Source organism: Amycolatopsis azurea DSM 43854 (assembly GCF_001995215.1).
In the GTDB taxonomy this organism is placed as follows: Bacteria; Actinomycetota; Actinomycetes; order Mycobacteriales; family Pseudonocardiaceae; genus Amycolatopsis; species Amycolatopsis azurea.
The window spans coordinates 431,093-443,964 of sequence record NZ_MUXN01000002.1; the positions used below are offsets into that span (position 1 = coordinate 431,093).

The window sequence follows — 12,872 nt, forward strand, 5'->3', positions numbered from 1 at the left end:
CCCTCGAGTAAGACTGAGAACAGGAAATCATGAGCGACACGAAGGAATGGACGTTCCCGGCCTCGTTCGGGCAGGAGCGGATCTGGCTGTCCGGTCAGCTCGACCCGGCGTCCCCGGTGTACAACCTGCACTGCCAGGCCCGGCTGGACCGCCCGCTGACCGCCGAGCAGTGGCGCACCGCGCTCGGCGTCATCGTCGGACGGCACGAGGCGCTGCGCACGTCGTTCCGCATGGACGGCGGCGCGCTGACGCAAGTGGTGCACGCCGAGGTGCCGATCGAGCCCGAGGTGCACGACCTGCGGGACCTGCCCGCCGACGCCCGTGACGCCCGGCTCGCCGAACTCGTCGGTGATGTCGCGCGCGAGGCCATCCCGCTCGACTCGCCGCCGCCGTGGCGGGCCCAGGTGTGCCGCACGGCCGACGACGAGTGGGTGCTCACGTTCGTCGTGCACCACACCGTGTTCGACGCCGGCTCGGTGCGGGTGCTGGGGGTCGAGCTGGGCGAGGCGTGCGACGCCGTGTTCGAGGGCCGCGAGCCGAAGCTGCCCGAGCTGGCCATCCAGTACCCGGACTACTCGGCCTGGCAGCGCGGGCAGCTCGAAACGTCGAGCGAACAGCTGGACTACTGGCGGACACAGCTCGCCGGGCTGCCACCGGTGCACGGCCTGCCCACCGACCGGCCGCGGCCCGCGGAGCTGACGTTCGCCGGTGACCAGGTGCACTTCGCCCTCCCGGACGGCCTGATCGACCGGGTCGGCGAGCTGGGCCGGGAGCTCTCGGCGTCGCCGTTCATGGTGCTGCTGGCCGGTTACGCGGCACTCTTGTCGCGACTGTCCCGAGTGGACGATGTCGTCGTCGGTGTCCCGGTCGCCGGTCGCGACCTGCCCGAGCTGGCCGACCTGATCGGCATGTTCGTCAACCAGATGGCCGTACGCGTCGACTGTTCGGGCGCGCCCGCGTTCGCCGAGCTGGTCGCCCGGGTCCGGACCACGCTGCTGGAGGCGATCGATCACAGCCAGGTGCCGTTCCAGGCGGTCGCCGAGGCGGCCGGGGCCGAACGCGACCCCGGCGTGCAGACGCTGTACCAGCTCGGGTTCAACTTCCTGCCCGACTCGGGGCTGGAGCCGATCCGCTCGGCCACCGCGAAGGACGACATCGCGATCGACCTGAGCGCCGTGGACGGCAGGCTCGTCTACCGCACCGACCTGTTCGACCGTGAGACCGCCGAAGCCGTCGCCGAGCGGTACCTGCGGCTGCTCGCCGCGGCGCTGGCCGATCCGGCCCGGTCGATCGCGGACCTGCCCCTGTTGTCGGACGCCGAGCGAGAGCTGGTCCTGACCGGGTGGAACCCGGCAGTGTCCACTTCGGACGTGACCACCGTGCACGCCCGGTTCGAGGACCAGGTGCGGCGGACCCCGGACGCACCCGCGGTCGACTTCGGCGGGGTTCGCCTGACGTACACGGAATTGAACGCGCGAGCCAACCGCGTCGCACACCGGCTGCGCGAGCTGGGAGCCGGTCCCGGCACCGTCGTCGGCGTGTGCGTGCCGAATTCGGCGGACCTGCTGGCCGGTGTACTCGGGGTGCTGAAGAGCGGCGCGGCCTACGTCCCGCTCGACCCGGCCAACCCGGCCCCGCGGCAGGCGCTGATCCTCGCCGACGCGGGTGTCCCGTTCGTGCTGGTCACCGGAGAGTCCACAGTGGACACCAAGACGCTGGCTCTGGACGATCCGGCCGAGTGGTCCGCCGCGGCCACCGAGGACCCGGTACCGGAGGCCGGACCGGGCGACGTCGCCTACGTGATCTACACGTCGGGCTCGACAGGGCGGCCCAAGGGCGTCGAGGTCGAGCACCGGGCCGTCGACACGTACCTGGCGTGGGCGCGTGAGGCGTACCCCGGTTTGGCCGGACGGGCGTTGCTGCACACGTCGCCGTCGTTCGACCTCACCGTGACGACGCTGCTCGGCACCCTCACCGCCGGGGGCGCGGTGGTCGACGGCGGCCGCCCGACGTTCGTCAAGGCGACCCCGACGCACCTCGCCGTCCTCACCGAGGAGCTGTTCCCGACGGGGGAGCTGGTGCTCGGCGGCGAAGCGCTGACCGCCGAGGCCGTCCAGCCGTGGCGGGAGCGGCACCCCGGCACGGTCGTCGTCAACGAGTACGGCCCGACCGAGGCCACGGTCGGCTGCGTCGCGCACCGGATCGAACCCGGGGACGAGCTGCCGTCCGGCCCCGTCCTGATCGGCCGCCCGGTGCCCGGCACCCGCGTGTACGTGCTCGACGAGCGACAGCAGCCGGTACCGCCGGGTGTCCCGGGCGAGCTGTACGTCACCGGGCCACAACTCGCCCGCGGCTACCTCGGGCTGCCGGACCTGACCGCAGGAAAGTTCACGGATGGCCCGTCCGGCCGGATGTACGCGACCGGCGACCTCGTCCGCTGGCGCCGTGACGGCACGCTCGACTACCTCGGCCGCGTCGACGAGCAGGTGAAGTTGCGCGGCTATCGCATCGAGCCCGGCGAGGTCGAAGCGGCGCTGCGCGAGCTGCCGGAAGTGCGGGACGCGGCCGTGGCGGTCCGCGGAGACACGCTCGTCGGCTACGTCGTCGGCAGCGCCGAGGGGGCGGCCGAGGCCCTGCGGAAGACGTTGCCGGACTACCTGGTGCCGACCCGGTTCGTCACGCTCGACGCGCTGCCGATGGCGGCCAGCGGCAAGCTCGACCGGGCCGCGCTGCCGGATCCCGAACCCGTCGAGGCGACGGCATACGTCGCACCGCGGACCGCGGCCGAAGAACTCGTCGCCGAGGTTCTCGGAGAGCTGCTCGGCATCGACGACCTAGGCGCGCACGACGACTTCTTCGCCCGCGGCGGCAACTCGCTGCTGGCGATCCGCGCGATGTCCCGGCTCCGCAAACAGATCGAAGTCGACATCCCGGTGCGAGGGCTGTTCTCGCTCACCACCGTCGCCGGGCTCGCCGCCGAGATCGAGCGGCGGCTCGCCGAGGACCTCGACCAGCTCAGCGACGAAGAGATCCAGCGCCAACTGGCCGAAGGCGAGCCCTCATGACCACGATCGACGAGACCAGCGCGGCCGCGCGCCGCGCCCTGCTCGAACGGCGGCTGCGACGGCGCACGGAGCCGGCCGCGACCATCACGCCCCGCCCCGGCGACGCCGTCGTCCCGCTGTCCTATCAGCAGGAGCGCGTCTGGTTCATGGAGCAGTTCGCGCCGGGCACCGGGTCCTACCACATCCCGGTGCCGATCCGGCTGACCGGAAGGCTCGACGTCACGGCGCTTCAGTCCGCATTGGACACTTTGCCGGTGCGGCACGAGGCACTGCGGATGCGGTTCCCGGCCGGGGACGACGGACAACCGACCGTCCACATCGAACCTTCGGTCACCGTGAGCCTGTCCATTGTGGACGCGGGAAGCGAGGAGGCGGCCCGTGCCGCCGTCGACGCCGCCGCGGCCGAGACGTTCGACCTCGCCGCGGGCCCGCTGCTGCGGGCGACCCTGGCCCGGGTGTCCGACGAGGAGCACCTGCTGGTCCTGTGCACGCACCACATCGTGGGCGACGGCTGGTCGGTCGACCTGCTGCTACGTGACCTCGCCGCGCAGTACCACGCCCTGAGCACCGGCGGCACGGCCGAGCTGCCCGCGCTGAGCATCGGGTACGGCGATTTCGCGCACTGGCAGCGCCGCACGCTCACCGGTGGCGAACTCGACCGGCAGCTGGAGCACTGGCGGGCGCAGCTCACCGGGGTCGAGCCCCTGGAGCTGCCCACCGACCGGCCCCGGCCCGCCAAGCAGAGCTTCGACGGCGCGATCCACGAGTTCTTCGTCGAGCGCGACCTCGCCCGTGCTCTCGGCGAGCTGAGCCGCGAGCACGGAGTCACGCTCTTCATGACCCTGCTGGCCGCCTACCAAGTGCTGCTGGCGCGGTACTCGGGCCAGGACGACTTCGCGATCGGCTCGTCGTCGGCCGGGCGCGGCCTGCCCGAGCTGGAGGGCGTGGCAGGCATGTTCATCAACATGCTGCCGCTGCGCGCCCAGCTGGCGGGCGACCCGTCGTTCGCCGAACTGCTCGAACGCACCCGGCGGCACGTGCTCGACGCGTTCGAGCACGCCGACGTCCCGTTCGAGCGGCTGGTGAACGCGCTCGGCGTGCCCCGCGACGTCAGCCGATCGCCGGTGTTCCAGGCGATGTTCGTGCTGCAGAACTACGAGATGGGCCGGATGGGCGCGGCGGGGGAGTCCGATGTGGACTTCCGCTGGCTGCCGATGGACCTGCCCGCGACCCGGTTCGACTTCGAGTTCCACGCGATCGAGGTCGAACGCGGGCTGATCGGCAAGTTCGTGCACAACACCGCGCTGTTCACCGCGGACACGGTCGCCGGGATGGCCGGGCGGCTGGTCACGCTGCTGAGCTCGATCGTCGACGGCCCGGACCGGCGCCTGTCCGAATTGGACATACTCGACGCCGGGCAGCGCGAACTCGTGCTGGAGCGCTGGAACGCCACGACGGCAGACTTCCCGCAGACCACACTGCACGCGCTCGTCGAGGAGCAGGCCGCCCGGACGCCGGACGCGCCCGCGGTGACCTTCCGCGGCGCGTCGCTGACCTACCGCGAGCTGGACGAGCGGGCCAACCGGCTCGCGCACCGGCTGCGCGGCCTCGGCGTCGGGCCGGGCGTGCTCACCGGAGTGTTCGCGGAGCGGTCGTTCGAGCTGGTCGTCGCGCTCCTCGGCGTGCTGAAAGCCGGTGGCGCGTACGTCCCGCTCGACCCGGAGTACCCGGCCGACCGGCTGGCGTTCATGCTGCGGGACGCGGCCGCGCCCGTCGTGCTGACACAGGCGGCGTTGCGGGAAACGCTGCCGCCGGGGGACGCGACTGTCATAGTTCTAGACGACACTGACGACCCCGCGGAGACGGCCGGGCAGCCGGACACCCCGCCCGAAGCTTTCGCCGGACCGGACGACCCGGCGTACGTCATCTACACCTCGGGCTCGACCGGACAGCCGAAAGGCGTGCCCAACGGTCACCGCGGCATCGTCAACCGGCTCGACTGGATGCAGCGTGCGTACCGTCTCGATGGCACGGATTCGGTGCTGCAGAAGACCCCGGCCGGCTTCGACGTGTCGGTCTGGGAGTTCTTCTGGCCGCTGATCACCGGCGCGCGGCTCGTGCTCGCCGAACCCGGTGGCCACAAGGACGCCGCGTACCTGCGTGAGCTGCTCGGATCCGAAGGCATCACCACCGCGCACTTCGTGCCGTCGATGCTCACGCTGTTCCTGGCCGAGCAAAGCGTCGAGACCTGCACGGCGCTGCGTCGGGTCGTGTGCAGTGGTGAGGAGTTGCCGCTCGACGCCGCCCGCGAGTTCACCCGGCGGCTGCCGGACTGCGAGCTGCACAACCTCTACGGCCCGACCGAAGCCGCCATCGACGTCACCGCCTGGCACTGCACGCCCGACGCGCTCGCCGAGGTCGCGTCGGTGCCGATCGGGGCACCGATCCAGAACATCCGGATCTACGTCCTCGACCGTGCCGGGCGACCCTGCCCGGTCGGTGTGCCCGGCGAGCTGCACATCGCCGGTGCCGGGCTCGCCCTGGGGTACCACAACCGCCCGGAGCTGACGGCCGAACGATTCGTGCCCGATCCGTTCCACAGTGGACGGATGTATCGCACCGGCGATCTCGCGCACTGGCGCCCGGACGGGACGATCGCGTTCCTCGGCCGGATCGACCACCAGGTCAAGCTGCGCGGCCTCCGCATCGAACTGGGGGAGATCGAGACGACCTTGCGTGCCCGGCCGGGGGTGCGCGACGCCGCGGTGATCGTCCGCGAGGACACGCCGGGGGACAAGCGGCTGGTCGGGTACGTCGTGGGTGACGCCGAGCCCGGCGCGCTGCGGACGGCGCTCAAGCAGAGCCTCCCGGACTACATGGTCCCGCCGTCGTTCGTCCCGCTCGACGAGCTGCCGCTCACCCCGAACGGCAAGCTCGACCGCAAGGCGCTCCCCGCTCCGGTCGCGTCCCGGGACGCGACCAAGGAACTGGTCGCGCCGTCGACCCCGGTCGAGATCCTGCTGGCCGGGATCTGGCGGGACGTGCTCAAAGTGGACGAACTGGGCGTAGACGACGACTTCTTCGACCTCGGCGGCCACTCGATGCTGGCCACCCAGGTGGTGGCGCGGATCGGCAAGGCGGACGCCGGCCAGGTCGGCGTCATGGACCTGTTCCAGCACCGCACGATCCGCGAGCTGGCGTCCTTCATGGACGGTGACACCGCCGACCGGCCGCGGCATCTGCTGTACGAACTGACCAAGCCGACGAAGCAGCGGACGCTGACCTACGTCTGCTTCCCCTACGGCGGCGGCAGCGCGATCGTCTACCAGCCACTGGCCGACGCGCTCCCGGAAGGCCACTCGCTCTACTCGGTCGCCATCCCCGGGCACGACGTCGGGCTGTCCGAAGAGGCCGTGCCCTTCGACGACCTGGTCGAGCGGCTGGCCGACGAGATCCTCGACCGCGTCGACGGCCCGCTGGCCATCTACGGTCACTGCGGTGTCGGCAACGCGCTCGCCGTCGCCGTCGCCCGGCTGCTCGAAGAACGCGGCCGCGAACTGGAGGTCGTCTACATCGGCGCGATCTTCCCGTTCGCGCGGATGAAGGGCGCGGTGGGCACGCTGCGCACCCGGCTGGAGAAGCTGCGCAGCAACCGGTACTACTCGAACTGGCTCAAGGGCATGGGCGTCGACACCGACGACCTCGACCCGGCACAGGCCGACCGGATCATCACGAACATGCGCGCCGACAGCCGCGCCGCCGAGGAGTACTTCAGCGGCCTGCTCGACGCCCGCGTGGCCAAGCTGCGCGCGCCGATCGTGTCGGTGGTCGGCTCCGAGGACCCGGTCACCGACTACTACGCCGAGCGGTACCGGGAATGGGAGTTCCTCACCGACACCACCGCACTCGTGGTGCTCGACCAGGCAGGGCACTTCTTCCTGCGTTACCGGGCCGAAGAACTCGCGGAGATCGTCACGCGCGTGCACCCGGCGCTGGACGATCCCGGCGAGCTCGATGTCCGCGTCCGCGGCGAAGACGCGGCGTGGGCGGTGCACGAGACCCATCGGGCCACTGTGGACGAAAAGCCCGCGGTACGGCCGAGCATGGCCCGGTTCGTCACGATCACGATCGGCCAGCTGGTGTCCTCGACCGGCTCCGCGCTGACGTCGTTCGCGGTGCCGATCTGGCTCTACACCCGCACGGGGTCGGTCGCCGACCTCGGCCTGCTGTGGGCGCTCGCGCTGCTGTTCGGCGTCCTCGTCCTGCCGGTGGCGGGCGCACTGGTCGACCGCGGCGACCGGCGGCGGATCATGATCGCGGCCAGCAGCATCGCCGGCGGCATCCAGTTGATACTGGCGTTGCTGCTGATCACCGGGCACGTCCAGCTGTGGTTGTTCTATGTGCTGATCCCGCTCGGATCGGTGGCCTCTTCCTTCCAGCGCATCGCCTATCAGTCGTCGGTGGCGCAGCTGGTGCCGAAGCAGTACCTCGGACACGCGATGGGCCTCGCGCAGCTGTCGACCGGTTTCGCCCAATTGCTGATGCCGGTGCTCGCGGCCGGGCTGCTGGCGACGATCCAGTTGTCCGGCATCCTGATCCTGGACATGGCGAGCTACGTGTTCGCGATCGTGGGCCTGTTGTTGGTGCGTTTCCCGGACATGCTGGGCTGGCGGCCGCGTGAACCGCTGCTGACGGCGATCGCGGGCGGGCTGCGGTACTCGTGGAACCACCGCGGCTTCCGCACGATGCTGCTCTATTTCGCGCTGGCGAACGTCTTCCTGGCACCCGCGCTGGTGCTGGTCTCGCCGCTCGTGCTGTCGTTCGGCTCGGTCACCGACGTCGCGCAGGTGGCGCTGGCCGAGGCCCTCGGCGCGGTGGCGGGCGGGATCGGGATGGCGCTGTGGGGCGGCCCGCGGCACCGGCGGATGGTCGGCGTGCTCGCCGGCAACGTCGGGATCGCGCTCGGCAGCCTGGTGATGGGCCTGCGGCCGTCGCTGATCGTCGTCGCGGCCGGGGTGTTCCTCCTGGCCGCCGCGATGTCCGTGTCGCAGGGCATCTACGCGACGCTGGTGCAGGTCAAGGTGCCGCAACGGTTCCACGGCCGGGTGTTCGCGATCAACCAGACGATCACGTGGTCGACGCTGCCGATCGGGTTCGCCGTGCTGGCGCCGCTGGCCGTCGGCTGGTTCTCGCCGCTGCTCGCGCCGGGCGGCGCGCTGACCGGGTCGGTCGGCGCCGTGCTCGGCACCGGCGAGACCCGGGGCATCGGGCTCGCCTACGTCGTCTTCGCGCTGATCCTGTTGCTGATCAACGTGGGCGGGTTCTCGATGCGGCGGCTGCGCCGGTTCGACACCGAGGTGCCCGATTCGCTGCCCGACGATCTGGTGGGGGCGCAGGAACGCGAGCGCAAGCTCGCCGGGAAGGAAGCCGCATGAGTACGGCAGTGCTGGTCAGGGAGGCCCGCGGGCACTGGGTCGGCGAGGTCGCACCGGCGATGCGGGCGGCCGGGCACCGCGTGGTGCTGCTCGCCCCGCCGATGGACGCGGCCGAACGAGCCGCGCTGGCCGGAGTGGTGGACGACGTCGTCGCGCTCGACGACGTCCACGATCCGGAAGCCGTCGCGGCGAAGGTCCGGGAGATCGACGGCGGCGCGCCGGCAGGCCTCTTCACCGGCTCGGACGGCGCCATCGCGAGTACCGCCCGCGCCGCGGAACTGCTCGGGGTGGCGCGCTGCCCGGCGTCGGTGTTCGCCTTGTGCGCGAACAAGTTCGCGGTCCGGGAGGCACTCGCGGCGGCAGGGCTGCCCGGACCCGCGCACGCCTTGATCTCGTCGGCCGCCGACGCGGCATCGGTCGCTTCGGCTGTCGGGCTCCCGGCGATCGTCAAACCGGTCAACGGGGCGGGCAGCAATCTCGTCCGCACCGTGTCCACTGTGGATGAACTGGCGGCCGCGTACGAGCTGCTGGCCGCGCGGCTGCCCGAGTCCGCGGATCCGCGCTACCACCGTCCACTGGGGACGCTGGATCCTTCGACGACGTTCCTCGTCGAAGGGCTCCTGTCCGGCCCGGAGTACGCGGTGGACGTGCTGGTCCGCGACGGCGTGGCCGAGCCGATCGAGATCCTCGACAAGCCGCTGATCGACGAGCGGAAGTTCGAGCTGGCATTGTCGTGCCCGCCCGCAGGACTCTCCGATGACCGGGCCGGGCTGGTCACCGCGGCGGCCGTCGCCGCCGTCCGCGCGCTGGGTCTCGACAACACCTGCGCCCACGTCGAGCTGATCGACGACGCCGACCGCGGCCCGACGATCGTCGAGGTCAACGCGGGCAGGCCCGCCGGGTCGATCATGCCGCTGCTGGCGAAGCTGCGCACCGGCATCGACGTGTTCGCCGAACTGGCGGCACTCGCGGTGGGCGCTCCGCCGCCGGTACGGGAGCCCGCGAAACTGCCGATCCCGCTGGGCATGCTGATCCTCTACGCGGCCGGTTCGGGCCGGTTGACGAAGATCGGCGGGCTCGACGAGATCGCCGAGCTGCCCGAGGTGATCGACGTCGTCACCACCGTCTCGCCGGGGCAGGTGCTCACCGACGAACAGGAGACCTACGCGGTCAACCTCGTCGTGGCGGGGTTCGCCGATCACGACGACCTCGCCGACCTGCACGCGGAGGCGAGCAAACTCGTCCGGCTGGACCTGGAGGAAGTGTGAACACCGCGTTCGTGGTCCGGGAGACCGCCGGGCAGTGGATCGCCGACGTCGTGGCCGCCGTGCGCGCGAACGGGCTGGGCGTCGAGCTGGTCACCCAGCCCCTGGAACCGGCCGAGCAGGCACAGCTGACGCAACTGGTGGACGGCTTCGTGGTCGTCGACGACGTCCGTGACGCCGAAGCCGTGGCCGTGGCGATCCGCGCGCGGACCGCAAGTCCCGCTGGGGTGGTGACCGCCGCCGAGGGGATCATCGCGAGTGTCGCCCGTGCGGCCGAGCTGCTCGGCGTCGCGCGCTGCCCGGCGTCGGTGTTCACCGTGACGCACAACAAGTTCGAGGTCCGGCAGGCGCTGGCCGCGGCCGGGTTGCCGGGTCCGCGCTGCGCCTTGATCTCCGGTGAGTCCGAGGCGGCGTCCGTGGCCGCGGCGGTCGGGCTCCCGGCGATCGTCAAGCCGGTGAACGGCGCGGCGAGCAATCTCGTCCGCACGGTGTCCACTGTGGACGAACTGGCGGCGGCGTACCGGCTGCTGGCCGAGCGGTTGCCGCTGTCGGAGGACGCCCGGTACCACCGGCTCGTCGGGTCGATCGACCCGCTGAAGGTGTTCCTCGTGGAAGGGCTGCTGCGCGGTCCGGAGTACGCGGTCGACGTCCTGGTGCGCGACGGCGTCGCGGAGCCGGTGGCCGTGGTGGAAAAGCCGTTGATCGACGAGCGCAAGTTCGAGCTGGGCATGGTCTGCCCGCCGCTCGAACTGTCCGAAGAGGACACCGGACGGCTGTTCGCGGCGGTGACGGCCGCCGCGCTCGCGCTGGGCCTGGACAACACCTGCGCGCACGTGGAGCTGATCGACGACGCCGAGCTGGGCCCGGTGATCGTCGAAGTGAACGCGGGCCGCCCGGCAGGCGGCGCCCAGCCGGTGCTGCTGAAGCTCGCGACCGGCATCGACGTCGTCGCCGAGGCTGTGTCGCTCGCACTGGGCACACCACCGCCCGCGCGAGGTGCTGGTCTGCCGGTGCCGGTGGGCTACCTGATTTTCTACGCCGAGGGTGCCGGGCGGCTGGTCCGTGTCGACGGCACCGACGAGGTCGCCGACCTGCCCGAGGTCCTGGAGGTCGTCACGATCGTGCGCCCCGGCCAGCTGCTCACCGACGACCAGGAGATCTACGCGGTGAACGTGCTCGCCGCGGGGTTCGCCGACACCGAAGACCTCGCCGCGCTGCACGCCGAGGCCGCCAAGCTGATCCGATTCGAACTGGAGGAGTCATGACCGCCGAACTCACGGCGAACCTCGGTCACATCGAGGGCAACGAACACACCAAGCTCACCGTGTACGCGGCCACAGGCTTGGACTGGGTGCGCGCGCACCGCGAAGCGCTGCAGGACCGGCTGCGCGAGCACGGCGCGATCCTGCTGCGCGGGATGCCTGTCGACCTGGCGGTGTTCAATCAGGTCACCGAGGAGATCGGCGGATCGCTGCTGACCTACACGGAACGGTCGACACCGCGGTCGGCGGTCTCGGGCAACATCTACACCTCGACGGAGTACCCGCCCGCCGAGTCGATCCCGATGCACAACGAGAACTCGTACTCGGCGAACTGGCCTGCCCGCCTGTTCTTCCTGTGCGACACGGCGGCCGAAACCGGCGGTGCGACGCCGATCGCCGACAGCCGTGCGATGTACCGCCTGCTGCCGCCGGACCTGCGCGAGCGGTTCGAGGGCGGCATCACCTACGCGCGGGCGTTCCGTGAAGGCCTCGGGCTGACCTGGCAGGAGGCGTTCCAGACCGACGACCGCCAGGTGGTGGCGGACTACTGCGCCGGCAACGGGCAGACGTACGAGTGGACCGACGAAGGCCTGCGCACGCGGCACGTGCGTCCCTCCTTCGTCGCGGAACCGCACACCGGCGTGATGGTGTGGTTCAACCAGGCCAACCTGTTCCACGTCTCGAGCCTGGGGGAGGAGGTCAGCGAGGCGCTGCTGGACCTGTACCCCGAGGAGGACCTGCCCCGCAACGCGTACTTCGCCGACGGCTCACCGATCCCGCAGGCGGACCTGGACACGATCAAGGAGACCTACGACGAGGTCAGCTACGCGTTCCCGTGGCAGCCGGGCGACATCATGGTGATCAACAACATGCTGATGGCCCACGGACGCGAGCCGTTCACGGGCAAGCGGCGGACCCTGGTCGCGATGACATAGCCCGGCGCAGGCCGGGTGAAGGTCCGAAGTGGACGGAACCCGGTCCCGGAGCGCCTGTCCGTGAAGGCCTCCTTGAGGGATCCAGCGTCCCCCAAGGAGGCCTTCACGGACTTGGCATCCCAAAGGACACCTTGCCTTGCCCCTCAATGGCCGCCTCAGTACGGGCAGGGGTTGCCCGAGCCCCCGCCCACGGCCAAATCGGTAATGATAATCACTACGAACATAGCCGGAGGGCGCGGTGGTGGCAAGAGTGAAGGAGGGCGGCGGTTCCGGCACGTCGTCCTGAAGTGGCGCGGGTCACCTCTCTTGAACTGTCCGAAGTGGACGACAAGGCGACGGCCGGAGCGCGCCGACATCCCTTGACCCGATCGCGGCTCCGCGTCCACGGCCTGATGGCGGGTTGCGGTGTCCTGGGGAATCTGGCATCACTATTAGGGTGCCCTCACAACAGACAGGACCGGTCTCGATCACCGAGGTGGCGCAGCTGTTCGGGCTGACCGTCTCCACGCTGCGGTATTGGGAGGAACGGGGGCTGGTCTCGGCCTCCGAGCGGCGGGGCGGTCGCCGGTGGTACGGCGGGGCCGAACTGCACCGGATCGGGCTGATCCAGATGTGGCAGGACACCGGCCGGATGAGCCTCGACGAGATCTCGCTGCTGCTCGACGGCGGTTCCGACGGTGTCTGGCGAGCCGCGGTGCTGGACCGGCTCCAGGCGATCGACCAGCAGATCGAGTTGCTCCAAGCGGGCCGTGTGCACCTGGAGCACCTGCTGAACTGTCCACGCGACCAGCCGGCCTCGGAATGCGAATATCTGAGGGAAGCCGTCGTCCAGCGGATGGCCGGTCATCAGACGACACCCGAGCAGCTTCCGCATGCCGAGACTTGACCTCAAGCCGCCTTGAGGATGCAC

General features: G+C 70.8%; 6 protein-coding genes. All 6 read left to right on the plus strand.

What is annotated here, in order from left to right; translation table 11 throughout:
• Positions 1-29 precede the first annotated feature (29 nt).
• The 6 genes from B0293_RS04265 to B0293_RS04290 all read left to right on the plus strand — a co-directional run bounded on the left by B0293_RS04265 (position 30) and on the right by B0293_RS04290 (position 12,848).
• Positions 30-3,065 (plus strand): non-ribosomal peptide synthetase, encoded by a 3,036-nt coding sequence (locus B0293_RS04265; protein WP_005151649.1) that lies wholly within the window; start codon positions 30-32, stop codon positions 3,063-3,065.
• The gene (locus B0293_RS04270; protein WP_039915652.1) at positions 3,062-8,500 is read left to right on the plus strand and encodes a non-ribosomal peptide synthetase/MFS transporter; all 5,439 of its coding nucleotides are present in this window, start codon (positions 3,062-3,064) and stop codon (positions 8,498-8,500) included. Before B0293_RS04265 ends, B0293_RS04270 begins: the two co-directional genes overlap by 4 nt.
• Complete coding sequence (locus tag B0293_RS04275) at positions 8,497-9,768, plus strand: ATP-grasp domain-containing protein (RefSeq protein ID WP_039915654.1); 1,272 nt, start codon at positions 8,497-8,499, stop codon at positions 9,766-9,768. The genes B0293_RS04270 and B0293_RS04275 overlap by 4 nt, the downstream gene beginning before the upstream one ends.
• A complete protein-coding gene (locus B0293_RS04280) occupies positions 9,765-11,030 on the plus strand; it encodes an ATP-grasp domain-containing protein (RefSeq protein ID WP_005151651.1) in 1,266 nt (421 codons plus the stop codon). Before B0293_RS04275 ends, B0293_RS04280 begins: the two co-directional genes overlap by 4 nt.
• Positions 11,027-11,962, plus strand: coding sequence for a TauD/TfdA family dioxygenase (locus B0293_RS04285; RefSeq protein ID WP_005151655.1), 936 nt, complete (start codon positions 11,027-11,029; stop codon positions 11,960-11,962). The genes B0293_RS04280 and B0293_RS04285 overlap by 4 nt, the downstream gene beginning before the upstream one ends.
• Positions 11,963-12,398: 436 nt before the next feature.
• Positions 12,399-12,848, plus strand: a complete 450-nt coding sequence (locus B0293_RS04290; RefSeq protein ID WP_005151657.1) for a MerR family transcriptional regulator — start codon at positions 12,399-12,401, stop codon at positions 12,846-12,848.
• The last annotated feature ends 24 nt before the right edge of the window (positions 12,849-12,872 follow it).